This is a genomic window from Hyphomicrobium nitrativorans NL23, assembly GCF_000503895.1.
Lineage (GTDB): Bacteria > Pseudomonadota > Alphaproteobacteria > Rhizobiales > Hyphomicrobiaceae > Hyphomicrobium_C > Hyphomicrobium_C nitrativorans.
Window position 1 is genome coordinate 1,212,247 of the sequence record NC_022997.1, and the last position, 24,207, is coordinate 1,236,453.

The 24,207-nt window shown below is 64.3% G+C and carries 21 protein-coding genes and 1 tRNA gene; 9 read left to right on the plus strand and 13 right to left on the minus strand.

What is annotated here, in order from left to right:
* Positions 1-94: 94 nt before the first annotated feature.
* Entirely contained in the window at positions 95-1,033 is a 939-nt protein-coding gene (fmt, locus tag W911_RS05620) for a methionyl-tRNA formyltransferase (RefSeq protein ID WP_023786553.1), read from the minus strand.
* A 69-nt stretch (positions 1,034-1,102) separates the two neighbouring features.
* Complete coding sequence (def, locus tag W911_RS05625; RefSeq protein WP_041317607.1) at positions 1,103-1,618, minus strand: peptide deformylase; 516 nt, start codon at positions 1,616-1,618, stop codon at positions 1,103-1,105.
* Between the two features lie 155 nt (positions 1,619-1,773).
* On the opposite strand from def, the gene W911_RS05630 reads away from it, so the two are divergent.
* Complete coding sequence (locus W911_RS05630; protein ID WP_041316330.1) at positions 1,774-2,241, plus strand: ATP-dependent zinc protease family protein; 468 nt, start codon at positions 1,774-1,776, stop codon at positions 2,239-2,241.
* Positions 2,242-2,282: 41 nt separating this feature from the next.
* Here the strand turns inward: W911_RS05630 and W911_RS05635 are convergent, their stop codons facing one another.
* From W911_RS05635 to W911_RS05650, 4 genes are all read right to left on the minus strand, one after another.
* The gene (locus tag W911_RS05635) at positions 2,283-3,380 is read right to left on the minus strand and encodes a glycosyltransferase family 4 protein (protein ID WP_023786556.1); all 1,098 of its coding nucleotides are present in this window, start codon (positions 3,378-3,380) and stop codon (positions 2,283-2,285) included.
* A gap of 135 nt (positions 3,381-3,515) precedes the next feature.
* The gene (locus W911_RS05640) at positions 3,516-4,880 is read right to left on the minus strand and encodes an MATE family efflux transporter (RefSeq protein WP_023786557.1); all 1,365 of its coding nucleotides are present in this window, start codon (positions 4,878-4,880) and stop codon (positions 3,516-3,518) included.
* A gap of 99 nt (positions 4,881-4,979) precedes the next feature.
* Positions 4,980-5,585, minus strand: a complete 606-nt coding sequence (recR, locus tag W911_RS05645; RefSeq protein ID WP_041317609.1) for a recombination mediator RecR — start codon at positions 5,583-5,585, stop codon at positions 4,980-4,982.
* 193 nt (positions 5,586-5,778) lie between these two features.
* The gene (locus tag W911_RS05650; RefSeq protein WP_158412835.1) at positions 5,779-6,756 is read right to left on the minus strand and encodes a helix-turn-helix domain-containing protein; all 978 of its coding nucleotides are present in this window, start codon (positions 6,754-6,756) and stop codon (positions 5,779-5,781) included.
* A gap of 242 nt (positions 6,757-6,998) precedes the next feature.
* On the opposite strand from W911_RS05650, the gene W911_RS05655 reads away from it, so the two are divergent.
* The 5 genes from W911_RS05655 to W911_RS05675 all read left to right on the plus strand — a co-directional run bounded on the left by W911_RS05655 (position 6,999) and on the right by W911_RS05675 (position 13,259).
* Positions 6,999-7,433 carry a MarR family winged helix-turn-helix transcriptional regulator gene (locus W911_RS05655; protein ID WP_244438609.1) on the plus strand — a complete coding sequence of 145 codons (435 nt, stop codon included), beginning with the start codon at positions 6,999-7,001 and terminating at the stop codon, positions 7,431-7,433.
* A gap of 277 nt (positions 7,434-7,710) precedes the next feature.
* A complete protein-coding gene (locus tag W911_RS05660; protein WP_158412836.1) occupies positions 7,711-9,888 on the plus strand; it encodes a DUF1217 domain-containing protein in 2,178 nt (725 codons plus the stop codon).
* A 309-nt stretch (positions 9,889-10,197) separates the two neighbouring features.
* Positions 10,198-10,917, plus strand: a complete 720-nt coding sequence (locus W911_RS05665) for a GntR family transcriptional regulator (RefSeq protein ID WP_081717820.1) — start codon at positions 10,198-10,200, stop codon at positions 10,915-10,917.
* A gap of 224 nt (positions 10,918-11,141) precedes the next feature.
* Entirely contained in the window at positions 11,142-11,582 is a 441-nt protein-coding gene (locus W911_RS05670; RefSeq protein WP_023786563.1) for a TadE/TadG family type IV pilus assembly protein, read from the plus strand.
* A 12-nt stretch (positions 11,583-11,594) separates the two neighbouring features.
* Positions 11,595-13,259 carry a pilus assembly protein TadG-related protein gene (locus W911_RS05675; protein WP_041316332.1) on the plus strand — a complete coding sequence of 555 codons (1,665 nt, stop codon included), beginning with the start codon at positions 11,595-11,597 and terminating at the stop codon, positions 13,257-13,259.
* A 42-nt stretch (positions 13,260-13,301) separates the two neighbouring features.
* Here the strand turns inward: W911_RS05675 and W911_RS18675 are convergent, their stop codons facing one another.
* The 4 genes from W911_RS18675 to W911_RS05690 form a co-directional block, all read right to left on the minus strand.
* Positions 13,302-14,843 carry an HAD-IC family P-type ATPase gene (locus tag W911_RS18675; protein ID WP_244438611.1) on the minus strand — a complete coding sequence of 514 codons (1,542 nt, stop codon included), beginning with the start codon at positions 14,841-14,843 and terminating at the stop codon, positions 13,302-13,304.
* Positions 14,750-16,039 (minus strand): cation-translocating P-type ATPase, encoded by a 1,290-nt coding sequence (locus tag W911_RS18680; RefSeq protein WP_244438613.1) that lies wholly within the window; start codon positions 16,037-16,039, stop codon positions 14,750-14,752. The genes W911_RS18675 and W911_RS18680 overlap by 94 nt, the downstream gene beginning before the upstream one ends.
* A 190-nt stretch (positions 16,040-16,229) precedes the next feature.
* Entirely contained in the window at positions 16,230-16,910 is a 681-nt protein-coding gene (locus W911_RS05685; protein WP_425277589.1) for an NADPH-dependent F420 reductase, read from the minus strand.
* Between the two features lie 415 nt (positions 16,911-17,325).
* Positions 17,326-17,402, minus strand: a tRNA-Met gene (locus tag W911_RS05690).
* A 335-nt stretch (positions 17,403-17,737) separates the two neighbouring features.
* Between W911_RS05690 and pabB the strand changes: the two genes are divergently transcribed.
* Positions 17,738-19,594 carry an aminodeoxychorismate synthase component I gene (gene pabB / locus W911_RS05700; RefSeq protein WP_023786566.1) on the plus strand — a complete coding sequence of 619 codons (1,857 nt, stop codon included), beginning with the start codon at positions 17,738-17,740 and terminating at the stop codon, positions 19,592-19,594.
* Positions 19,595-19,643: 49 nt separating this feature from the next.
* On the opposite strand, the gene W911_RS05705 is transcribed toward pabB, so the two are convergent.
* Both W911_RS05705 and W911_RS18445 read right to left on the minus strand, forming a co-directional pair.
* Positions 19,644-19,850, minus strand: coding sequence for a hypothetical protein (locus W911_RS05705; RefSeq protein WP_210163475.1), 207 nt, complete (start codon positions 19,848-19,850; stop codon positions 19,644-19,646).
* A 215-nt stretch (positions 19,851-20,065) separates the two neighbouring features.
* Positions 20,066-20,242 carry a hypothetical protein gene (locus W911_RS18445; RefSeq protein ID WP_023786568.1) on the minus strand — a complete coding sequence of 59 codons (177 nt, stop codon included), beginning with the start codon at positions 20,240-20,242 and terminating at the stop codon, positions 20,066-20,068.
* A 331-nt stretch (positions 20,243-20,573) separates the two neighbouring features.
* Here W911_RS18445 and W911_RS05715 point away from each other — a divergent pair, with 331 nt between their 5' ends.
* Complete coding sequence (locus W911_RS05715; RefSeq protein WP_023786569.1) at positions 20,574-20,849, plus strand: hypothetical protein; 276 nt, start codon at positions 20,574-20,576, stop codon at positions 20,847-20,849.
* A gap of 26 nt (positions 20,850-20,875) precedes the next feature.
* On the opposite strand, the gene hrpB is transcribed toward W911_RS05715, so the two are convergent.
* Positions 20,876-23,392: an ATP-dependent helicase HrpB gene (gene hrpB / locus W911_RS05720; RefSeq protein ID WP_023786570.1), complete on the minus strand. Its 2,517-nt coding sequence runs from the start codon at positions 23,390-23,392 to the stop codon at positions 20,876-20,878.
* Between the two features lie 161 nt (positions 23,393-23,553).
* Between hrpB and W911_RS17215 the strand changes: the two genes are divergently transcribed.
* Entirely contained in the window at positions 23,554-24,051 is a 498-nt protein-coding gene (locus W911_RS17215) for a DUF2147 domain-containing protein (protein ID WP_023786571.1), read from the plus strand.
* Positions 24,052-24,207 lie beyond the last annotated feature (156 nt).

Here is a 24,207-nt window from a genome sequence, read left to right on the forward strand (position 1 = left end):
CCGATGGGCTTGCTGGCGCAAGTTTAGGAGACTGCGGGGCGTTTCTGTTCGAGGTTCGCGCGCCATGTTTAACCCGCGGCGGCGCGAGGCACCGTCAGAGCGGAAGGCGCGTGCCTTTCGGTATGGTAAAGCCGCGCAGGAAGTCTCCAGCCGTCATGGCGCGTTTGCCGGCGCGCTGGACTTCGACGAGGCGCACGGCGCCCGTGCCGCAGGCGATGGCGAGGCGGTCGTCGAGGGCTTCGCCCGGTGCGCCGCTGCCTTCGATCCGCTCCGTTCTGAGCACCTTGATGCGTTCGGGCGTGCCGTCGGGCGGGCTCGCTTCGAACCACGCGCCGGGGAACGGCGAGAGGCCGCGGACGTGGTTGTGGACCTCGCTTGCCGGCCGCGTGAAGTCGATGCGGCTTTCCGCCTTTTCGATCTTGGCGGCGTAGGTGACGCCTTCGGAGGGCTGGGGCGTGCAGTCGAGGCTGCCCACTTCAAGCGCTTCGAGTGCCTTGACGATGAGATCGGCGCCGCGCCGGGCGAGCGTATCGTGCAGTTCGCCCGTCGTAACGTTTGGCTCTATGGCCACCCGATCGGTCAGGCAGACGGGGCCGGTGTCGAGGCCTTCCTCCATGCGCATGACCATGACGGCGGTTTCCGGATCACCGGCCATGATGGCGCGGTGGATCGGGGCCGCGCCACGCCAGCGGGGAAGCGCGGAGGCGTGCACGTTGAAGCAGCCGAAACGGGGCGCGGCGAGCACGGCGCGGGGCAGGATCAGGCCATAAGCGATGACGACGGCGGCATCGGTTTCGAGGGCGGCGAAGGCCTGCTGCTCGTGCTCGACTTTGAGAGACAGTGGTGTGCGGACGGGAATGCCGAGCGCGTTGGCTTTGGCATGCACCGGCGATAGCCGCTCGGCCATGCCGCGTCCGGCTGGACGCGGCGGTTGGGAATAGACGGCACGAATCTCGTGCCCGGCATCCGCGATAGCGGCGAGGGCGGGGACCGAAAAGTCCGGCGTTCCCATGAAAACGAGTTTGAGAGCCATGGGTGACGTCCTGGCAGATTTCGGTGGCGGACGATGCTGCGGTGAGTCGTCGCGTCGGAGTGTGCGATGTCAGGCGGGAGCGTCGCCGCGCGCCAGCTTCCTGAACTTGCGCACGACGATATCGCGCTTCAGCCGCGAGAGGAAATCGATGATCAGCTTGCCGTTCAGATGATCGATTTCATGCTGGATGGCGGTTGCAAGCAGGCCATCGGCTTTCAGCTCCTGCGGCTTTCCTTCGCGGTCGATATAGCCGACGGTGAGGGTGGACGGGCGCTCGATGTCGATATGCGTGTCGGGGATCGACAGGCAACCTTCCTCGTGCAGGCGGGTTTCGTTGCCGAGCGTCAGGATCTCCGGGTTGATCAGAACCAGCGGATTTTTCGCGTCGCCGTCCGAAACGTCGAGCACGACGAGGCGCTTGAGGACGCCCACCTGCACTGCAGCAAGACCGACGCCGGGGGCGTCGTACATCGTTTCCAGCATGTCGCCGGCGAGCTTGATCAGCTCGGCGTCGACCCGCTCGATGGGATCGGAAACCTTGCGCAGGATGGGGTCAGGTAGCTTGACGATGGGCAGCGTGGACATGGTCATGAAATAGGCAAGTCCCGGTTTCCGGTCAATCAGACCGATTGGCCGGGCTTTCCGGGCCGTTCGTTAAGACTACGTACTATTACCGGTATCGCGAAAGATGCCGATTCTGCGGTAAGATTGTGGAGAAATCCGCCCCAGAAGGGGAAGCAATGGTGCGAGACCTCAAGACCCTGATCCTGGGACGCCGCGAATGGGTGGCGTTGCCGGAGCTTGGGCTGAGCGCCGTCAAGGCCAAGGTCGATACGGGCGCCAGGACGTCCGCTCTCCATGCGGAGAACATCGAAATCTTCGGATCGGGCGCGGGGCGGCGCGTGCGCTTCGTCGTGCATCCGCTGATCGAGGAAGCCGAGCTTGCCGTGCCCTGCGAAGCGGTGCTGCGCGATGTGCGCGATGTGACGTGCTCGAACGGCGAGCGGGAGAGCCGTCCCGTGATCGTGACCCGGCTCAGGGTCGGCGCCAGGACCTGGCCGATAGAAATCGGCCTCACCAACCGCGACGGGCTACAGCACCGGATGCTGCTAGGGCGGCAGGCCATTCAGCCTGGCATGCTCGTCGATCCGACGCGCTCGTTCCTGCTGCCGCGGCTCGGTGCGCGTCTGTATCGCACGCCGGCCTAAGGCCGCCGGTATCGCCCATCTTGAATTTGCATGTTCGATGCTCAGGCGAGGCCGAGTACGCGGAGCAGTGTGGCATTGACGTCGCGAACGTCGAAGCGCCGTTCCGCTTTGAAGCGGGCGGCGCGTGCGCCGACGGCAAGCAACTCGGCATGCGTGAGATAGCCTGTCATCGCGCGGGCGAGGGCCGGTGCGTCCGCCGGGGGGACGAGGCAACCGCTCACCTTCTCGTCCACCGTCTCCTTGCAGCCTGGCGTTCGCGTCGTGATGACGGGGCGGCCGGTTGCGAGCGCTTCGAGCACGGCGCGTGGCATTCCTTCGGCATAGGAAGGATAGACAAAGACGTGGCACGCGGCGAGCGCGGGGCGGACGTCCTCCAAGTGGCCGAGGTCTTCGATGACGCCGGAGAGAGCCTCGCGCGGGATGGCGTCGACTTCGTTGCTTTCAGGGCCCGCGAAGCGGAAGCGCGCCGTCGGCCATTGGGCCTTGATGGCCTCTGCGGCAGCTTTGTATTCGAGAACGCCGCGTCTGCGTTCGAGACGGGCGAGCATCAGGAAGACGACGCCTTCGTCGTGCGGCGGCAGGGGCGCTGACTTGAAGTCCGCGAGATTTACGCCGCTGCCGGGCACGATGGCGGTCGGCAGATTGGGCGGAAGCATGCCGAGGTCTGCGAGCGTCCGGGCGTGGTCGCGGTTGTGGAAGACGACCGCGTCGCTTGTGCGGACAGCGTAAGCGAAGCGGCGGCGCCCGAGGCTCTCGATGCCGTCGCTCGGCAGGCCGTTGACGAGGCTGACGATGCGCCGGACGCCGGCGCGGCGCGCGGCAATGGCGGCGAGCATCAACGTGCGCGGGCCGATGCCCATCACGATGTTGGGTTGCCAGTCGTTGAAGTGGGTGATGAGGCTCGACAGCGTCTTCCATTCGACGAAGAGGCGCAGGGTTTGCTGCGGCACCTCGATGGAGCGATGCTGGGCGCCATAATCGCGCAGCATACGCTGATATCTACCGGGGCCGGGCGGCGTGAGGCACAGGACGCGATGCCCGCGGCCGACCAGATCCTTGATCAGGTCTTTTCTGAGGACGGCGGCGGCCTCGGCAGACGGTGCGACGAGGGCGATCCGTTCGGAGACTGTGTGGGTCACGGGGTTGCGGCCAGTATCATGGTCGACTCAATGTCACGTGCAACCTAGCCCACGACGATGAGAGCTAACAGCCACGCGGGGCTTTCCGCGGTGGTGATGCACAGCTTCCAGCTTCCGGCGCGTGTGGCGGGCCGTTCAGGCGCGTTCGCGGGCGAGCCTGTCGAATAGGCGGAGGCAGAGCCAGACCGCGAGACATCCGAACAGGATGCCGCCGGCCATGTGGGCGGCGAGCACGCCTTCGGCGCCTGCAAGCCATGAACCCAGATGAACGAGCGGGATGGTGCCGATGGTGGCGCGGCCCCAGTTCAGGACCGTGGCGTAATGCGGGAAGTCCAGCGTGTTGAACACGGCGTTCGCGACGAAGAGCGCGCCCATGAACGCGAACAGGGGGGCGAGCCAGACATTGAACAGGAAGATGAGGTGCGCAGCGTCGCCCGTGGCTCCGAAGAGGCGCACGAGGGATCCCGACGTGAGCGCGAGGACGATCCACGCGACGAGCGTCAGGCCGACGTTGACGACGAGCGCGAGGCGGAACGCCTCTCGCATGCGCGCGTCCGCGCGGGCGCCGTAGTTCTGGCCGATGATGGGACCGATGGATGACGACAGCGCGTAGATCGCTCCGAACGCCACCGGCAGAACGCGGCCGATGATGGCCCAGCCGGCGACCGCGTCGTCACCATGGGTGGCTATGGCGGCCGTTACGTAGGCTTGGGAGGCTGGCGTCGCGATGTTCGTCAGGATTGCCGGGACGGCGATGGCGGCGAAGGCGGGAACGTCCACTTTGAACGCGTTGAGCTTTGGGTGCGCCATCAGACGGTGAATGCGGATGACGCCGTAGAGGCCGACCGCCATGAACACGATGCGGGAGCAGACGGTCGCCCACGCGGCGCCTTCGATCCCAAGGTCCATCGCGAAGATGAAGATGGGGTCGAGGATGGTGTTCACGATAGCGCCGAAGAGCGTGACGTTCATTGCGCGGCGCGCGTCGCCTGCGGAGCGAAGCACGGCGGCCGATGTCATCGCCACGGTGAGCGCGGGCAGAGACGGCATCAGGATTTGCAGGTAGCGTGCTGCGAGATGATGTGTGTGGCCCGTCGCGCCGAGCAACGAGAGCAGCCATGGGATGGCGAGGTAAATGGCGATGGCTGCGAGCGCGCTTGCGGCGAATGTTGCGAGATGCGCATTTACGGACAGGCGACATGCTCGTACTCTTCTGCCGGCGCCGAGCGCGCGGGAGACGAGAGAGGTGGCCGCTATGGCGAAACCGATGCCGATGGACGTGGTGAAAAAGAGGATCGAGCTTGCGTAACCGACGGCAGCCAGCACCGCCTGATCGTCGAGCCAGGATAGGAAGACGATGTTGGCGAGGTCGCTTAGAAAGATGGCGCCGAGGCCGACACCGCCGGCCCCGCTCATCACCAGAATGTGGCGGAGCAGCGAGCCGGTGACGAACTTCGGCGGCGCATCGGTGTGCGATGACGCGGCGGGTCGGGCTTCCATTCGATTGTCCTCGCGGAGTGCTTAGAGGCGGGACGTGTTGCGCGTCAGAGTGTCAGCCGCTCCAGGCCTGCGATAAGATCAATATTTTGGGCTCATGGTCTAAATTCGTTTGCGCGCCTTGATGGCGGCGGCGAGCGTGCCCTCATCCAAATAATCGAGCTCGCCTCCGATGGGGACGCCTTGCGCGAGGCGGGATACGGCAATCCCCGTCGGTGCCAGTTGTTCCGTCAGGTAGTGAGCGGTGGACTGTCCTTCTACGGTGACATTGAGGGCAAGGATCACTTCCTTGACGTCCTCCGATCCAGCTCGCTCGATGAGCGTGGCGATGTTGAGACGATCGGGACCGATGCCATCGAGCGGCGACAGATGGCCGCCGAGCACGTGATAGGTGGCGTTGATCACGGCGGCGCGCTCAAGCGCCCAGAGATCTCCCATTTCTTCCACGACGACGATGACGGAGCGGTCGCGGCGCTCGTCCCGGCAGATCGTGCAGGGAGCGACGGTGTCGAGGCTGCCGCAGACGGGACAGGTCACGATGCTCTCGACCGCGGCGGCGAGTGCGCCCGACAACGGAACGAGCAGCTCTTCGCGCCGTTTCAGCAGCGCGAGCGCCGCCTTACGTGCGGAACGCGGGCCGAGCCCGGGCAATCGCGCGAGAAGCTGAATGAGCCGCTCGATCTCGGGGCCGGCGATCCTTTTCGACATTCGGCGTTCTTTGCTGATCTCTGTCGCCGCGCGCGAGATCTTATGCGCACGGCTCGGTTGCCTCCGCCGCGACACGCGAATTCTCTCGGGGCGTGCCGTTGGCAGACCTCCTTTTGCGCCAGCCGTCGGCAGAACGCACTAAGCACGCCGGGCAGGCCTTGTCACCTGATGCGGAGGGCGTGCGCCGGCTTGTCTAAGGAGGGGGAAGGGTTGTGCGGCCCGTCAACCGGGCGGCTTCCCGCCGATAGTCGCTTGGGGACATGCCAAAGCGTGTCTTGAAGCGGCGGCTGAAGTGGGAGAGGTCGGAAAATCCCCACTTGAATGCGATGTCGCCGATGCTGCGATGGACCTGTCGGGTATCTTCGAGCGCGCGACGGCAACGCTGAAGGCGGCGCTCGTTGACGTAGCGTTCGATCGACGAGCCCTCCTCCGCGAGAAGGTTGTTGGCATAGCGCACCGAGATGCCGGCTTCGGTGGCGATCCGCTCGGGTTTCAATCCCGGTTCGATCAGGAGACGTTCGACGGTCGCCTTGAGACGCAAGAGCGCGACGGCGCGTGGGGACGAGAGCGATGCGCCTTCAATCCGTTGATGGGTCGAGAGGGCAAGGGCGATCAGGTCGAGCGCTTGTTCCGCGACGTTCAGGCTTGCGATGGAATCGAGGTTTTTCGACTGCTGCGGCAACATTTCCACAAAGCCCATGGCGAGTGTGGACACCGGGTGTCCCTTTGCGATGGCACAGGCTGTGAGATCTCCGAGCTGGCCGAGGCGCGCTTCGAGCTGGACACGAGGAATCTTTATGACGAGGTTCTTGTTTCGCCCTTTCAGAGCGACTTCGAACTCGCGGAGAGGGTCCAGGAGATAGAAGTTGCGGTTGCTGATGAGGCTGTCGCGGCCGTCTTGCGAGATCGCGACCTCTCCTTCGAGATGAAGGCCCAGCAGGACATCGTCGCAATCGGCCCGGGCGGCATATTTTGCGGAGCGGCGCACCGTGGCCGCATCCGCATCGTAAGTCGCGAGCACCAAGCCGGGAAGGCTCGCGATCTCTATCGTCCCGTTAAAGGAATGACCGTCCATGAGCTCGACGTCATGCTCGACGTAGCCTCGTGTCGCGACCTCTCGCCAATAGCTCAATCGCTCTCGCGGGTGCACGCCTTCTGTCGAGTAGATCACCGATGATGCCGCCTCTCGCTCGATTTCCCATTCGGTCAACGGATCATGCCGCGTCGGGCAAGCGCGCACCGTGTTCGCGCTTTAGTACAGTTTCTGGACTGATGAGTCGAAGAGTTTTCCGAAATTTCAGCCACCTGGCAACCCCCGGGTGGCGTTCGGACTACTCATGCGGGTAACGAATCGACGGGGCACCTATGACGCGAACGACAGCGAACTCGGAACTGGGGAACTCCCCGCTGCACATGCTTCATCGTGCCGTCCAGGCCGTGACCGAGATTTATCAGGCCGAGATGGCCGAGCACGATCTCACCGCGCGTCAATACGCGGTGCTTGCCACGCTGGCGCACGCCGACGGCATGAGCCAGAGCGAACTCGTGGACGCGACGGGTATCGATCGGTCGACGATGGCGGACATCGTGCGGCGCATGCTCAAAAAGGGCATTGTTCAGCGGAAGCGCGACAAGGACGACGCGCGTGCCTACGAGGTGAGGATCACGGACGAAGGTAACCGTCTGTTCCGGACCATTTCGCCGATCATCCAGCGGATCGAGGATAAGCTGTTGTCTGCCCTCAAGGGTAAGCGGGTCGACGAGTTCGTCCAGAATCTCGGCCTGATCGTCGGCGCCGCCGACGCTGCTCCTGCTGCAAACGGGCAGTTTTCCGAAGCGAGAAAGTAAGGGGCAGGCTCGGGGCGCCCGTTCGCGGCTGCGCACGGAGATTCCGCGCGCATCCTGCGAGGCCGTTCTGGGCGCCTTTCCCCATCGGGCGCCTGGTGGCTCCGCCGGTTTCCAGCGGCAGGCTCGCGTAAGCTCGTGGCGGTAGCTTTACAGCACGCAGCTGGCATGATTCGCGGCCTTTGCGGCTTGCCGCGCGGGTCCGTTCCGTATGCTTCGCCCCGATGAGGTTCGTGGGTTTGCCGGCGAGGTCTTGGACCGACGCTTCGGAATGCCGGCGATGATTTCGACCTTCATTTCCTACAGATTCTACACGGCCGACTTCAGCAAGTCGGTTCGGCAGACGCTTGCGGATCCGATGGTCAAGCGCGAGCAGGACTACTACCGCGCCAACATCGGCAATGTCACGTCCATCGACGACTTCCTCAAAGACCAGCGCCTCTATGCCTACGCGATGAAGGCGCACGGTCTTGAGGACATGACATATGCGAAGGCGTTCATGCGGAAGGTGCTGGAAAGCGACCTCACCGACGCCAACAGCTTCGTGCGCAAGATGGTCGATCCGCGCTATCAGGCGTTTGCACGGGCTTTCAATTTCGCGCCAGACGGCCGCGTGGCCGAGGGCGTCACGATTGTGCAAGACAGCGGCGATCTCGAAGCTACGGTCGGTCTTTACTCCGAGCAGCGGCTTCGCAAGGGCAGCGCGTCCATGGCGGAGGCGGAATACTATGCGGCGCGAGTTGCGACGCTGACCTCCGTCGATCAGCTCGTGGCCGATCCCAGGTTGTTTGCCTATGCGCTGACAGCCTACGACATCGACGCGACCATTGCGTCGGAGCCCTTCATCAGAGCCGTGCTCACGAGCGATCTCGGCGATCCCGACAGCGTCGCCAATGCAATCGACGATGTGCGCTATCAGCGGCTCGCGGCGGCGTTTTCCTTCGAGGCCGACGGCAGCGTGGCCGCGGGCGGGGCGCAGACGCTGGAGCAACTCGCGCGGACGGTCGAGCTTTACTACGAGGAGACGGGGGCCAGTGCGTCGCCGGCGGCGGCGGCGTTCAGAACGACTGTGTTCGACACGCTTGCCGGAGGGATCACCAACGTCGACGATTTTCTCGCGAAGCCGATCCTGCGCGATTATGCGCTCGTCGCGGTCGGCCTCGATCCGATCTACGTGTCGGATGCAATGGTCCGCGATGCGCTGACCAGCGATCTGGGCGATCCCGACAGCTTTGCCAACTCGTCCGATTCCTACCGGCTGCTCGCGTCGCTGTTCAACTTCAACACAAGCGGTGAGCTGGATCCCGGCGTGCCGATGCAGACGCTGGAGCAGCGGGATCTTCTCGTCGACGGGTACTTCGCCAATTACGAGAACAAGGCGCGTGCAAGCGAAGATCTGCATACGAGCGACTATCGGTTCATGATCGAGCTTATGACGTCGGTCGACGATGTCATGAGGGACCAGCGTGTTTATACTTACATCATGCGCGCTTTTGGGCTCGACGCCTCGCAAGAGTCGACGACGAAGATCCGGCAGGTGCTGCTGAGCGATCCCAGCGATCCGTTCAGCTATGCCAACCAACTCCGCGATTCACGCTACACGGCGCTTGCGGGTGCGTTCAATTTCGGGCCCGACGGAAAGCCGCAGGGACCGCTGCGCGCGCAGCTCAACTCGTCGGTGAGCGAGACGGTGGCGCTCTATACGGCGACGCTCGGGGAGTTCGACTTCCAAAAGGAAGCAGGCGAAGCGGAGAGCAAGTATTACAGCGAGACGATCGATACGATTGAGACCGTGGATCAGCTTCTCGCCAATTCGCGTCTTGCCGCCTACGTCACGCGCGCGTTCGGCATGGAAGGGGAGCAGCTTTCGGCGCAGACCCTGAAGCAGATCCTGACCAGCGACATCGACGATCCGACGAGTTTCGTCAATCTCAAGCCGAACACGCGTTTCCGCGCGATGGCGGCCGCATTCAACTTCGATGCGGATGGGACGGCGAAGCGTGTCGTGCTTGGCCTCGCTCAGGATGCGAACGCGGTTCGAGAGACGCAGGACCTCTACATTCGCCAGACGATGGAGCAAAAGGCGGGATCGCAGAATCCCGGTGTGCGGCTTGCGCTCTATTTCGAGCGGAAGGCATCGAGTATCACGTCTGCTTATTCCATTCTCGCCGACAAGGCTCTGCTTGAGGTGGTAATGACGGCACTCGGGCTTCCTGACGCGATCGCGCAGGCCGATGTCGATATGCAGGCGAAGCTCATCGCAAACCGGCTCGACTTTGCGGATTTCAAAGATCCTGAGAAGATCGAGAAGTTCATTTCGCGCTTCTCCGCCCTCTACGACATCAAGAACCCGCAGCAGAGCCCATCTATCCCTTCGCTTCTCCTCGGAGATACCGGCATCGTCGGGTTCGGAGACGACCTGCTGGCGAGCATTCAGGCGGTGCAGATCCGCAGGTGACGACGTCGTTTATCGCGCCGAGAATGCAACGTCCGCGTGTCGTCCGACTTCGCCGCGAGGGCATTTCTCTATCTCACAAATCATATTGTTTTAAGCGCTATTCGATATTCGGCGTTCATTAGCTGTTGTCGTAATTTCCCCAACTCTGATGTGGAGTTGTGACGCGAAATACAATTTATGGTTGCATAAAAGTATTCCCACCCCTAGAGTTTTTTGGCCGGGCACACGCGCGGATTTGCGATGATCCGTATGGGATCTATCCGTTTACGTGCGCTCGTCGTGCAGCTCTTTTTGATCCTGGGGGGTGGAATGCCAGATCTTGAGACTCGTCTTGCGGCGCGGCCTCTATATTTGCAGGTGCGCGATGTGCTCGTTCAACGGATTGTCGTTGGCCATTGGAAGCCGGGATCGACGCTGCCTAACGAAACGCAGCTTGCGCAGCAGCTTGGCATCAGCATCGGGACCGTGCGCAAAGCCCTGGATTTGATGGAAGACGAGCGCATCGTCACGCGGCGGCAGGGGCGGGGGACGTTCGTCAACGACTATGCCGCCGAGACGACGTTTCCATTTTCCTCGTTCCACAATTTCGAAGGGCAGCGCGTCGTCGGGCAGAAAAGGGCGCGCAGGATCTCGCGCGTTGAGGCAGGGCCGGACGAGGCTGCCCGCCTGGGTGTGCGAAGGGGCGACGAACTGATCCGGGTGGAGCGCGTGCGCGAGCACAAGAACCAAGCGTTCATGGCCGAGACATGCCTCTTGCCCGCGAAATTTTTCGGCCGGCTTCCTGAGGATTTCGGCAGCTACCGATTGTCGGCGCTGGCGCAGCTCAATTCCATTCTGCTCGGCCACGCCGACGAGCGGGTGGATATCGCTCTTGCGGACGCGGAAGATGCGGAGGCGCTCGGCGTCGCCGAGAAGACGCCGCTGTTGCGGCTGGATCGGGTGATCTTCTCCGATCACGACGATGTGCTCGAATGGCGCGTGGCGCGCTGCTTCATGCGTAGCGAATGCTATCTCGTTCGCTATAGCTGATGGGTGTCTTTCGCATCACCGTTGCGCGGCGCTCGTTCGCCGGTATGCCCTCCGTCTTACGCAGGAGGTAGGAGGACAGGCATTCTTCGAAGAACAGCTTATTGCCTTTTAGTACGGCGCTCATTGTGTTCGTCGATTCAGTTCGTCGCCGTGTTCCGGGAAAACGTGTGATTCATCTTCGCGCCTGTAGGCTTGCAGTCCTGATTTCCGAAAGGACCAGAGTGATGACAGGTGGACGCAAAATTTCGTTTCGTCGTTTCGGCGCTACGCAGGACGGTTCTATCGCCGTCGAGTTTGCGCTCATCTTTCCGGTGGCGCTGATCTTCTTCATGGGCCTTTTGGCTTACGGCATCTATTTCGGCGCGGCGCATTCCGTTCAACAACTCGCGGCCGATGCCGCGCGCGCGTCCGTCGGCGGTCTCGACGATGCCGAGCGGGCGTCAATCGCGCGCGCGCATGTGTCGGCAAGCGGAGGAGCTTATCCTCTGCTTAATCTCGATCGCATTTCGGTGTTCGCTGCATCGCTCGGTGCCGATCCTTCGCAATTCGAAGTGCGTGTTGCCTTCGATTCCGCCGATCTGCCGATCTGGGTTCTTTCCGGCCTCGTTCCCCTTCCCAGCAAAACTATCGAGCGGGCCGCCGTCGTCAAGCGCGGCGGATATTGAGGAGCTTTCAAGATGGAGCGGTCCTATGTGCGTAGACTGTTGTCCGACAGCGCGGGCTCAATCGGGGTCGTCCTGGCGTTGTTTCTCACAGTCGCCGTGAGCCTCTGCGCGCTCGCTATCGATGTGGGATCGCTTTATCTCGAACGGCGCACGATGCAGGGCGCGGCGGATCTCGCAGCGGTCGCGGCGGCGAGCGATCTCGACCGGGCGGAAGCGGCGGCGCGGGCGACGCTCACGGCCAACGGCTTCGGCGCGGTCCGCACGCTGTCCGTGGTGAAGGGGCGGTATGAGCGCGATCGTGCGCTTGCGCCCGATGCCCGCTTCGAGGCGGGCCGGGAGCCCTTCAACGCGGTGCGTATCGAGGTGGCGGCGCCGGGGCAGCTCTATTTCGCGAAATCGTTTATGGCGGAGCCTGAGATTTCTGTGTCGGCCATGGGCAGCACGGATGCCCGCGCGACATTCTCTATCGGCAGCCGGCTTCTCGCCGTGCGCGGCGGGTTGGCCAACGCTGTTCTCGGCGCGCTTCTCGGCGGAAGCGTCACGCTCTCTGTGATGGATTACGAAGCGCTGGTGAACGCCGAGGTGCGGCTGTTGGATTTTCTGTCGGCACTGGCGACGGAACTCGACATCACAGCGGGGACGTATGGAGATGTGCTCGATGCGGACGTGGGCATTCGTCAGGCGCTGAGAGCCGTGGCAACGGCGGCTCACACCCAAGGCGACACGGCGGCGGCTTCTGTGGTGACGACGCTTGCATCGCGGGCGGATGCGTCGCTGACGGTGCCGCTGGATGCGCTCGTCGATCTCGGGCCGTTGGCGCACGCCGAGGTGGGGCCGGCGCATACGGGGCTTGGCGCCGAGCTTGACGCGATGTCGCTGGTCAATGCGGTTGCGCAACTGGCGAACGGAAATCGGCAAGTGGCCGTCAACCTCGGAGCCGCGGTTCCGGGGCTTCTCGCGCTTACGCTCGATGTTGCAATTGGAGAGCCCGCGCAACATTCGGGTTGGGTGACGACGGGGCAGGCGGGCGCGACGGTCAGGACCGCGCAGACGCGGCTTCGGCTCGTCGCGGAGGTCGGCGGGACGGGCTTGCTTGCCGGTGTTCGGGTGCGCCTGCCGATCTACATCGAGCTCGCAAGCGCGGAGGCCCGTCTCAAGTCGGTGACGTGCCAAGGTCCATCTGGGGATGGTGCGCAGGCGGTTGTCACGGCGCGCCCCGCCGTCGTGAAAGCGTGGATCGGGGATGTGCCGGCGGGCGGCTTAGCGGCGTTCAACTCCGGTGGCGGGGTGGCGCGCGGCAATATCGTTCAAGCGTTTCCTATTACGGTTACGGGCCGCGCCTATGCAGAGATGAGCCACGCCGTTGGCGACGATCTGCGCTTCACGCAGAGGGACGTCGATGCGCGCGAGGTCAAGACCGTCTCCGTTCGAGATCATTTGTCGTCGCTCACCGGCAGTCTGTTGCAGTCGGCCAATCTCAATGTGGAGATCGGAGGGTTTGGCCTCGGTCTTTCGGTCGGTGCGATCAAGAGTCTCGTGATCGGTCTGCTGACGCCCGTGACGGCGACATTGGACGGCTTGCTTGTGCCGCTGCTCGAATTGCTCGGCGTTTCTCTCGGTGAGGTGGATGTGCGCGTGCACGGGATTTCCTGCGGGAGTGCGGTGCTCTCGGGGTGAGGGCGCGCGCTTCGTCGCTTGCGGTCGCTCGGGATGGGATGCTTACGCCGGCGTCGCGTCGTCCAGGAAGCCCCAGCGGCGGAACAGCACCTTCTCCACTTCGAGAACGATCAAGAGCAGCACGCCGGTTCCGAGAATGACTAAGCCGTCCGTGAAGGAAACCGGCCGCGTGTCGAACAAGGTCTGCATGACGGGCGCATATGTGAAGGCAAACTGCGCGACGACGACGGCGCTCAAGGCGACGAGGACGGGCCTGGTGCCGAGGGCGCCGGTAAGGGTGAGGGATGTCTGATGCAGGAAGCGCACGTTGAAGAGATAGAAGATCTGCAGCACCACGAGCACGTTCACGACCATGGTGCGTGCGGTTTCCACATCGAGCCCGCGGCTCATGGCCCAGGCGTACGTGCCGAAGGCGCCCCCGACGAATAGAAGCGATACGAACGCGATGCGCCAGACAAGGAAGCCTGTGAGCAGGGACGTGCCGGGCCGGCGCGGGGGGCGCAGCATGACGCCGGGTTCCGACGGCTCGAACGCGAGCACTAGGCCAAGCGTTACGGTGGTGATCATGTTGATCCAGAGAATCTGGACGGGTGTGGCCGGGATCGTGAGCCCGAGCAGCATGGTGGCGATGATCGCGATGGCCAATCCCCCGTTTGTGGGGATCGTCCACGCGATCACTTTCTGAATGTTGTCGAAGACGGTGCGGCCTTCGTGGACGGCGGCGACGATGGTGGCGAAATTGTCGTCGACGAGCACCATCTGCGACGCCTGCTTGGCGGCTTCCGTTCCTTTGCGGCCCATGGCGATGCCGACGTCGGCCTGCTTCAAGGCCGGTGCGTCATTCACGCCGTCGCCCGTCATCGCGACGATGTCGCCGTCCGCCTGAAGGGCGCGCACGATCCTGAGCTTGTGCTCCGGGTTGGTGCGGGCGAACACCGTCGTTTCTTCGGCGATCTTCGGCAGATCGGCGTCGCTCACGGCTTCGAGCTCGGCGCCGGTGATCACTTTCGGATTTTCGGAAAGGCCGAGCTGGTGGGCGATGGCGGTCGCGGTTGCGGCGTGGTCGCCGGTGATCATCTTGACCGCGATGCCGGCCGAACGGCATTCGGCGACGGCCCTGATCGCTTCCTCGCGCGGGGGATCGATGAAGCCTGCGAGGCCCAGGAAGACGAGGCCGTTTTCCACGTGGCTGAATTCGAGATCGCCTGCGGTCGCGGGCTTCGATGCGAAGCCCAGGATACGCTCGCCGTGGGAGGCGGCTTCGGCGATCCGATCTGTCCAGTAGGCCTTGTCGAGTGGGGCGTCGCCGTCGAGGCGGGCTTCACGGTCGCACATTTCGAGCAGGCGCTCGGGTGCGCCTTTGACGAAGATGATGTGGTCTTCTTCCGGCACGCGATGAAGCGACGCCATGAAGCGGTGCTCGGCGTCGAACGGGATTTCGTCGATGCGTTCCCAGTTGCGCCGGTGCTCGTCGGGGCCGACGCCGGCCTTTATCGCAAGTGCGACGAGTGCGCCTTCCATCGGGTCGCCCTCGACGTGCCATTGGCCGCTCTTTTCGAGCAGGCGCGCGTCGTTGCAGAGCACGGCGCAGCGGACGAGATGGCTGGCGATGGGCGGGGGAAAGCTATTTTTTCGGTGCCGACAAGGAACGAGCCGACGGGTTCGTAGCCGACGCCTTCGACGACGAGTTCGTGGCCGGCCGTGACGATGCGGCGCGCGGTCATCTCGTTGCGGGTCAGCGTGCCGGTCTTGTCGGAGCAGATCACGGAGGTGGAGCCGAGCGTCTCGACGGCGGGCAGGCGGCGGATGATCGCATGGCGGGCGGCCATGCGCTGCACGCCGATGGCCAACGTGATGGTGATGACGGCTGGCAGGCCTTCCGGCACAGCCGCGACGGCCAGCGCCACGACGACGAGGAGTGCGGAATCCCAAGCGTCGCCGCGCACGAGCGTCGCGAATGCAAATAAGAGCGCGGCGCCGACGAACGTGACCAGCGTGAAGAGGCGGCCGAAGCGGTTGATCTGGCGAAGGAGGGGTGTTGTGAGATCCTCGACCTGCCCCATCAGCGTACTGATACGGCCGATCTCGGTTTCGCTTCCTGTGGCGACGACGACGCCGGTGCCCTGGCCCGCCGCGACCAGCGTGCCGGAAAAGGCCATGCAGGTACGGTCGCCGAGCGGTGCTTCGGCTTCTACGGGGTTTTGCTGCTTTTCTGAGGTGACGGATTCTCCGGTCAGGATCGCCTCGTCGATCAGCAGGCTGCGCGTGCGAACGAGGCGCATGTCGGCGGAGGCCTGGTCGCCGGCCTCCAGCAGCACGACGTCTCCGGGCACGAGTTGGGCTGCGGGCAGCGTGGTGCGATGTCCGCCGCGCATGACGGAGGCTTTGGGCGAGACGAGATTGCGAATCGCATTCAGCGCTTGTTCCGCCTTGCCCTCCTGGATGAAGCCGACGACGGCGTTGATGGTGACGACGGCGAGGATGACGGCGGCGTCGACCGCGTGGCCGAGTGCCCAGGCCGCGACGGCGGCCGCGATCAGGAAGTAGATCAGCGTGTTGTGAAACTGATTGAGAAAGCGCAGCACCGGGTGGCGGCCAGCGGCCTCGGGCAGCACATTCTCTCCGTAGCGTTCGAGGCGCGCTTTTGCGTGCTCTTCGGACAGGCCGTCCGGCTGGGTATCGAGCGCGTCGAAAACGTCTTCTGCGGGGACGGTGTGCCAGGGCTTCTGATGCACGCGGGGCAGCGCGGTCTCCGTCGTCGGTCGGTTGTCCTGCCCCATCCCGGCTTTCGTCTCCTTCTGCGTCGGCACACATCCGCGGGCATCGCGGCTGCCGTCTTCAAGGCATACAAATGCGGATAGTGGCGCAGCTTTGATCCAAGTCAACGTTTGGAGCGTGCGTCGCGGACGATGGAGGCGATGCACGCCGTTGCGCGCATCGCCTCCGTTCCGTTTTAGGTGATCGCAAGGTTTAGCGAGCCGGTGCGGCGATCCCGAGCTTTTCGGTGAGTTCGTCAGCGGAGAGGACGTGTCCGAAGCCGTCGGTGCCCATGGCAAACTTGTCTGCGTCCTTGAGGCCGCCGACGACGAGCGGATCGAAACCAGCGGCATCGACCAGTTTCTTCGCAACCTCGATGGCGTTTGCGTCATCGCCTGCGATGGGAACCGCCATGCGGGGCGCGGGCCGGTTGGCGTTGCTCGTAAAGATGCGGTGGTTGGCGGCGTTGAAGGCACGCACGATGCGCGCGCCGGGGAAATATTTCGCCGACGTCATGCCGATGCCGTTCTGCTTGGCTTCCTCGAACAGCGTGCTGCGGTTTGCGTTTCCGGCATCCAGCACGACTTTGCCTTTGAGGGCTTCGGCGTAGGCTTTGCCCGCTTCGGGATAGGACTGATAGGGGATCGCCAGGAGGACGGCGTCCTCGCCGAAGCGGATGGCTTCCTCCACCGTGCCGGCGTGCGCAAGCGGCCCGAGCTGTTCGATAAGCGGCTTCAGGTTTTCGGGATTGCGCGAGGAAAACATCACTTCGTGGCCCGCCTTGACCCACAGCGCGCCGATGGCGCCGCCGAGGTTGCCGGAGCCGATGGTGCCGATTTTGAAACGCTCGTTTGCGCGCGTGGGGGACGCGCCGAACAGAGCGGATGTGCCGATTGCGATGCCGGAGGCTGCGGCGAGCGTAAGGATCTGGCGGCGTGATGTTGAATAGATGTTCGATGTCACGAAGGCGTCTCCGCTTGAGGGCCGCTGGGCGCGGGCCGTGGGACGAGGCGGCCGTGGAGTGAGGCCGGTCGAGATGAGAGGCACGATGCCGCATTTGCGAGCGCGCCGTGCGAGAGAGCTATTTCGTCGGGAAGGCGAGAGAATGGCTCAGGATGCGAGATCCGGCCCAAAACGCAAAAGCCCGGCCTAAGCCGGGCTTGTTACTGCGGTGTTGGTTGCGGGAGTAGGATTTGAGCTCGTTTGTCCCAGCGGCGGTGCTCCGCACCTTGCCGGGGCCCTGTTAGGTTCATTCACCAGATTCCCGCAGCCCAACAAAAAACCCGGCCGAAGCCGGGCTGTTTGTGTTTGGTTGCGGGAGTAGGATTTGAACCTACGACCTTCAGGTTATGAGCCTGACGAGCTACCGGGCTGCTCCATCCCGCGTCACCACACGCTTTTCGACCAGACATGCCACCTGGAATGGGGACGCTGTCTCGTCGCATCGAACGATCCGGCCAACCTTGCGGTCTTGGGGCTTGATCTGGGCCCAAGGTCCTCAAAAGGAACCGGCCCGTTCGAAGAGACCGCTCGTGGGGCGGCTCTCGGCGAGGTCTATAGCACGATTTTCGTGTTTGTGAACCCCTGCCCGCACGGTTTCGCAACAGCCTTGATCCGGCGCAAGGGACAGCGTGCTCCGGAACGTTTCTGGGCGACCCACGGGCCGGAATCTTTCGTATAAGCTCGGGTTCGACCCTAAACCGAGACGAGACTTTCCGCCGATGACTGCAGCCGATCACAACCGTGCCGACGGAACGCGGGCCAAGGCCTCCGAGACGCGGTTGGAGGAGACGTTCGTTCTTCTCGACAACAGCGCCGGGACGGGCGCCCCTACGCTGCTTTTTTCCAACCCGAAGGAGATCGTCTCGGCGATGACGCCGGACGAGGTGGGGCCGGCGCTTGCGCGGCTCGAAGCGGGGGCGGCAGAGGGGCTCCATGCGGCCGGATATTTCGCTTACGAGCTTGGATATGTTTTGGAGCCCAAGATCCGGGATCTCCTGCCGGAAGGCCGGAACGTGCCGCTGCTCTGGTTCGGATTCTACGACGCGCCGAGGGCGATGAACGAGGCGGAGGTCGACCACTGGCTCGGTACGCACACGAAGAGCGGCTCCTACCAGTTCACGTCCGTCTCGACGGCTTGGGACCAGCAGGAATACGAAACGCGTTTTGCCGCCGTGCAGGAGAAGATCCGCGCGGGCGACATCTATCAGCTCAACCTGACGTTCAAGGCGCGCTTCCGGCTCGAAGGCTCGCCGCTGACGTTCTATCGCGATATGCGCCGTCGCCAGCGCGTGGCCTATGCCGGGATCGTCGATACGGGCGAAGTCACGGTGCTTTCGGCGAGCCCGGAGCTGTTCATCGAAAAAGAGGGGCGCGTGGTTTCTACGCGGCCGATGAAGGGGACGGCGCCGCGCGCAGGGACGCCTGAAGCGGACGCGGAAGCCCGCCGCGTGCTTTCGACGGACATCAAGCAGCGCGCCGAAAACCTCATGATCGTCGATCTGATGCGCAACGACCTCGGACGCATCGCGGAGGTTGGCAGCGTCGGCGTGACGGATCTCTTTACCGTCGAGACGTTCCGGACGCTGCATCAGATGACGTCGGGCGTCGAGGCGACGCTGAAGGACGGATTGGGCATCGGCGATCTGGTCCGCGCGATTTTTCCGCCGGGGTCGGTGATCGGCGCGCCGAAGATCCGAGCGATGGAGCTGATCCGCGATTACGAGACGGAGCCGCGTGGCGTTTACTGCGGCGCGATCGGCCACATCACGCCCGGCGGCGCGGCGCTGTTCAACGTTGCGATCCGCACGCCGGTGATCTTCCGCGGCGGGCAGGGCGAGATGGGGATCGGCTCGGGCGTCGTCTACGATTCCGTCGGCGCGAAGGAATACGCCGAGTGCCTGCTAAAGATGAAGTTCCTCACCGATCCGCCGAAGACCTTCGAGTTGATCGAGACGCTGCTTTACGAAGCGGACAAGGGGTTCTGGTTGCTCGACGGGCATCTGGCGCGGCTCAAGGCGTCGGCCGCCTACTTCGGCTATGCGCATGACGAGGGCGCCGTGCGTGACGCGCTGGATCGTGCGGTGGAGGGCCGCACGGACGCACGACTTCGCGTGCGGCTCCTGTTGGCGGAAGATGGCAGCGTGTCGGTCACCGTGGCCGAGCAGCCGGCGCAAGGGCCGCGCGCCGTCATGCGCTATGCGATCTCGGATACGCGGGTGGATAGCGCCAACCCGTTTCTGTTCCACAAGACGACGCGGCGTGACCTCTATGACCGTGAGTGGCAGCACTACGCCGACACCAAAGGTGCCGACGAGGTGCTGTATCTGAACGAGCGGGGAGAGTTGGCCGAGGGGAGCCGGACGAACGTCTTCATCGAGCGTGACGGAAAACTTCTGACGCCGCCGCTATCGTCCGGCCTTCTGCCGGGTGTGCTGCGCCGCGATTTGATCTCGCAGGGCAAGGCCGTGGAAGCGGTGCTTACGCTCGACGACCTGGCGCGTGCGGACGCTGTCTATGTTGGGAATTCGGTGCGGGGGCTCGTGCGGGCAGAGCCCGTGACCACGGCATCCGGTTAACGAGCGGTCAGTTTGGGCTTGAGGCTAAAGGGCCTCAAGCGATCCGGATCTAAAGATCCTTGGTCGTTGTCCCGCTGGGCGCGGTGGCTTGCCCATCGACGGGCTGCGCCCCGCTCGGGGCATGGTCTTCGGCGCGGTCCTGGGAGGATGCAGCCGGGATCGACGCCGTTTCCGATGCGTTGCGATAGACCGCCGCGACGCCGAATACGAAAGCCGCAAAGGTCAGGGCGCAGGCCAGTGCGATCTCGCGCGTCAATCGCCGCGCTCGCTCGGCAAAGGGGCCGGTTTGCATTTTGCGTATCATCATCATGGGGGCAATGTGTGCAGGTCGACGCGACAGAGCCAGAGTTCCGAACGCCGCGCGACAGAAAAGCACAGAGCGGGCGATGCGGTTGCCTTGACACCGGATAAGACCGGGACCCTACGCATCCAGGTTTAACGCCCGCCGACGGGGCGATGCCTGGAATGGTTCTAAAGCCCGCGCATGATGCATCCGAAAATGAGGATGAACTGGGCGACCAGCAGGACCCAGATCTCGTGCTGCGAGATGATCGGGATGGCGGCGCCGAAGACGTATGTGACGATGGCGAGCACGGTCAGAATGACCGACAGCATGAAGGTCAGGATGCCAGGAGCTTTCAGAACCATCGATCGTATTCCCCCTCGACGCATTGGATGGTGAAGCGAGCGTCCGCACGGTGAAGTGCAGCATGACAAACCCTTCGACTCGCGCGACTTGCGGCTTATAGCAGGCGCGATCCGCGCTGACACGGGCTTCATGGCAACACTTTTGTAACGACGAACCAAACAAGCCTAATCAGGCTCGCAAATTTGCGTGCTTCCTGCTAGATTCACTGTGATTTTCCTGGTGTTCGGAAACTTCCGCGGCGCGTGCAGGTTTACCCCTGCGTGTGCGTAGAAGATTTGTGCCGGTACCCGGTCCGCTACCGGCCGGTTTAGCTCCATGCAGGAGATTTCGATGCAGCACGTTCTCCCGGTTGCCGCGTTGGTTGCGTTGTCGCTCGCGGTGTCGTCTGCGGCGTCTGCCTATAGCCCAAATGTGCGTAAGCATTGCCGTGCAGACTATATGGAGTATTGCAGCGCGCATCCTGTGGGCAGCAAGGGCGTGCGGGATTGCATGCGGAGCGTGGGGCGCGACCTGAGGCCGGCGTGTATCAACGCGCTGGCGGAATCGGGTGAGGTCGGGGGCAAGAAAAAGCCGGCCAAGCGCTATCGGCATGCTGGCGGGCGCTGAGCAGCGGATCAGGTGTCGGGAGCGCTTCAGGTGCCGCGCGGCTTCGCGCGGGTCGTCGGTGCGGTGGCGGCCGGGTCGTCGGGCCACGGGTGGCGCGGATAACGGCCTTTCATCTCAGCTTTAACGGACTGCCACGATCCTTTCCAAAATCCGGGCAGGTCGCGTGTGACCTGTATCGGGCGATGGGCGGGCGAGAGCAGATGCAACGTGAGCGGTAGCCGGCCACCCGCCACCGTTGGGTGGCGCGTCAGGCTGTAAAGCTCCTGGACGCGGATATGGAGTGCGGGCGCACCGGGGCCGTTGTAGTCGATGGGGTGGCGCTGGCCGGTGGGGGCCTCGAAATGCGTCGGCGCCTCGGCGTCGAGCCGCTGCTTGAGCGGCCAAGGGATCAGCCCATCCAATGCTTGTGCGAGATCGTCGGCGGCGATGTCGGCTAGGCGCGTCTTTCCAGAAAGGTAAGGGCCGAGCCACTCGGGAAGTGCTGCTGTGAGAGCTGCGTCCGACAGGTCGGGCCATGTCTCGTCCTCTGCAGCGTTTCTCAAGAAAGCGACACGGTCGCGGAGTTGGTGCTGGTGTTTGGTCCACGGCAGGCGCTGGGCGCCGAGAGCTGCGAGACCTTGAGCGAGGGCTGCTTCCGATTCGGGGCCCGGTTCCGGCGGACGCGGGTCGCTCGATAACGTGATCGCATCCAGGCGGCGCACGCGGCGGGTGCGGATCGCTGCGGCGGCAGGGTCGAAGACGATTTCCTCACGTTCGGCGATGCGATTGCGGGCGAGACGCGCGATTTCGGCGTCGCTGCTTTCTGCCGCGAGCAGGATGCGCGTTGCGGCGGCCGTGCCCTGCATTTCGGCAATTACGAGGAACGGCGCCCGCGCAAGCGGCTCGGCGGCGTCCATTGTTGCGCCGCGGCCGTTGGCGAGCAGGAATTGGCCGTGAGGGCCGCGCGCCTTGGCGATGCGTTCGGGGAAGGCGAGGGCGAGGAGGGCGGCCGTGGAGGGGGCTTCGCCGTCGTTTGCGTCATTGATGGTGGGCGATGCGGCGCGTGCCGTCTTGGCCCAACCCTCCGCAAGGCGGCGCATGTCGGTCGCGCGGGGTGTGCGGTCGCGCCGAAAGGCTTCGATGCGCTGATCGAGGTTCGCGCCCGTGCCACCGAGGCCGCGCTCGACGAGGACGGCGGCGATGTCGGCTGCGTGGCGTTCCGCGCCGACGCGGGCGGCTTGGATCACCATGACGGCAAGGCGCGGCGGAAGCGGCAGCGCGCGCAGGCTGCGGCCAGTTTCCGTGAGGCGGCCGTCGGCGTCGAGTGCGCCGAGATTCGTGAGTTCTTCGCGCGCGGCATCGATGGCGGCCGTTGCCGGTGGATCCAGCCAGGAGAGCGTCCAGGGATCGGTGACGCCCCAATCGGCGCAATCGAGCAGGAGCGGTGCGAGGTCGGCCGAGCGGATTTCGGGCTCCGCGAAGGCGGGCATGCTCGCGGTCTCGGCTTCGTCCCAGAGGCGGTAGCAGACGCCGAGGCCGAGACGGCCGGCGCGGCCGCGGCGCTGATCGGCCGAGGCGCGGGACACACGAACGGTCGCGAGGCGCGTGATGCCCACGTCTGGGTCGTAGCGCGGCACGCGGGCCACGCCGCAGTCGATCACGACGCGGATGCCCTCGATGGTGAGCGAGGTTTCGGCAATGGCGGTCGCGAGCACGACCTTGCGTGCGCCTGGCGGGGCTGGTGCGATGGCCTGGTCCTGGTCGCGGCGGTCGAGCGCGCCGTAGAGGGGCGCGACGATCGCGTCCGCAGGGTCGAGGCGTTCGCGGAGGCTTTCGGCCGTGCGGCGGATTTCGCCCTGGCCGGGGAGGAACGCGAGAATGGATCCCGTTTCGGCGCGCAGTGCGCGCGCGATAGCATCCGCCATCCGGTCTTCGAGGCGGCGTGTCGGATCTTTGCCGAGGTAGCGCGTTTCGACGGGGAAGCTGCGGCCTTCGCTGGTGACGAGCGGAGCGCCGCCCAGCAATTCAGCGACCGGCTTGCCCGCAAGGGTCGCCGACATGACGACGAGGCGCAGGTCGGGGCGCAGGCTCGTCTGTGTGTCGCGGGCGAGTGCGAGGCCGAGATCGGCTTCGAGCGAGCGCTCGTGGAATTCGTCGAAGAGGATGGCGCCGATGCCGTCGAGCGCCGGGTCGTCGAGGATAAGGCGGGTGAATACGCCTTCGGTCAGCACTTCGATCCGCGTTTTCTTCGACACGCGCGTTTCGAGGCGGGCGCGCAGGCCGACGCTTTCGCCGATCTCCTCGCCGAGTGTTGCAGCCATGCGGGCGGCGGCGTTACGGGCGGCGAGGCGGCGGGGTTCGAGCACGAGGATTTTGCCACCGCCGAGCCAGGGCGCGCCATCGAGCGCGAGAGGGACGCGCGTCGTCTTGCCGGCGCCTGGGGGGGCGACGAGGACCGCGGAGGGTCCGGCCGCGAGCGCGGATGTCAGCGCGGGCAGCGCCTCGTCGATGGGCAAGGCTTGCGCGAATCGCCGTAGAGAGAACGGAGGTGTGGTGTCGGTCATTCCGGTTCGCTTAGCATGTCAGGCGCGCCGTGGTGAGTGGCGGGAATTGCCTGCCTTTACAACACCACGTTACTGGCCAATATCGGCACGGTAGCCATTGGCACGGCAGGTGGCTCCGGGAGCCAGGAACGCCGGTTTCAGCGCGCACGGGGACAGGTTTCATGCATCGCTTCGCACTTTCGCTCGTCTTGGCCGTTTTGATCGGCTTGGGTGCGCGCTCGGCGTCGGCCACCGAACTCGATGGATACTGGATGGACTCGGACGGCGAAGTGGTGCTGGAGGTCGGGAACTGCGGCGCTGCGATGTGCGCGAAGGTGGTTTGGCTCAGGCTGCCGTACGGTCCGGACCGGCTTCCGCTCAAGGATTTCCGCAATCCCGAGGCTTCGCTGCAGAACCGGCAGGTTTGCGGACTGAACGTCATCACGGGTTTCACGAAACAACCGGACGGGACGTGGGGCGGCGGAAACGTCTATGTGCCCGATCTCGGCATGAGCTTCAGTGGTTATGCGGAGGTGTTGAGCCCTACGCAGATCAAGGTGCGCGGGTACGTGTTCCTGCCGCTGTTCGGCGCTACTGAAGTATGGAGCCGGGTGGCCGCGCCGGCGTATCACTGCGAGCGCGATGGCGTGCCGCCTGCTCCGGAGCGGGCGGGGCAGTAGAGCGCCCCTTTCTCTCTCGCCGAACGATCTCAACGGACTGCTCTGCTGTTCGCACAGACGTGTGCTCGCTGCCGGTGCGACAGGATCGCGCCCGGCCGATCATTCCATTGACAACGTGGCCTCGCTCGTCCACCAACGACTCCGTTAATGACCAAG

Excerpts from the sequence above, each read along its gene's own strand:
- W911_RS05655 (WP_244438609.1), top strand. The coding sequence starts at position 6,999 with ATGCTTCATCGTGCCGTCCAGGCCGTGACCGAGATTTATCAGGCCGAG.
- W911_RS05675 (WP_041316332.1), top strand. The coding sequence starts at position 11,595 with ATGGAGCGGTCCTATGTGCGTAGACTGTTGTCCGACAGCGCGGGCTCA.
- def (WP_041317607.1), bottom strand. The coding sequence starts at position 1,618 with ATGTCCACGCTGCCCATCGTCAAGCTACCTGACCCCATCCTGCGCAAG.
- W911_RS17215 (WP_023786571.1), top strand. The coding sequence starts at position 23,554 with ATGCATCGCTTCGCACTTTCGCTCGTCTTGGCCGTTTTGATCGGCTTG.
- hrpB (WP_023786570.1), bottom strand. The coding sequence starts at position 23,392 with ATGACCGACACCACACCTCCGTTCTCTCTACGGCGATTCGCGCAAGCC.
- W911_RS18445 (WP_023786568.1), bottom strand. The coding sequence starts at position 20,242 with ATGGTTCTGAAAGCTCCTGGCATCCTGACCTTCATGCTGTCGGTCATT.
- W911_RS18680 (WP_244438613.1), bottom strand. The coding sequence starts at position 16,039 with ATGGGGCAGGACAACCGACCGACGACGGAGACCGCGCTGCCCCGCGTG.
- W911_RS05660 (WP_158412836.1), top strand. The coding sequence starts at position 7,711 with ATGATTTCGACCTTCATTTCCTACAGATTCTACACGGCCGACTTCAGC.
- pabB (WP_023786566.1), top strand. The coding sequence starts at position 17,738 with ATGACTGCAGCCGATCACAACCGTGCCGACGGAACGCGGGCCAAGGCC.
- W911_RS05715 (WP_023786569.1), top strand. The coding sequence starts at position 20,574 with ATGCAGCACGTTCTCCCGGTTGCCGCGTTGGTTGCGTTGTCGCTCGCG.
- W911_RS05630 (WP_041316330.1), top strand. The coding sequence starts at position 1,774 with ATGGTGCGAGACCTCAAGACCCTGATCCTGGGACGCCGCGAATGGGTG.
- fmt (WP_023786553.1), bottom strand. The coding sequence starts at position 1,033 with ATGGCTCTCAAACTCGTTTTCATGGGAACGCCGGACTTTTCGGTCCCC.
- W911_RS05670 (WP_023786563.1), top strand. The coding sequence starts at position 11,142 with ATGACAGGTGGACGCAAAATTTCGTTTCGTCGTTTCGGCGCTACGCAG.
- recR (WP_041317609.1), bottom strand. The coding sequence starts at position 5,585 with ATGTCGAAAAGGATCGCCGGCCCCGAGATCGAGCGGCTCATTCAGCTT.
- W911_RS05665 (WP_081717820.1), top strand. The coding sequence starts at position 10,198 with ATGCCAGATCTTGAGACTCGTCTTGCGGCGCGGCCTCTATATTTGCAG.
- W911_RS05640 (WP_023786557.1), bottom strand. The coding sequence starts at position 4,880 with ATGGAAGCCCGACCCGCCGCGTCATCGCACACCGATGCGCCGCCGAAG.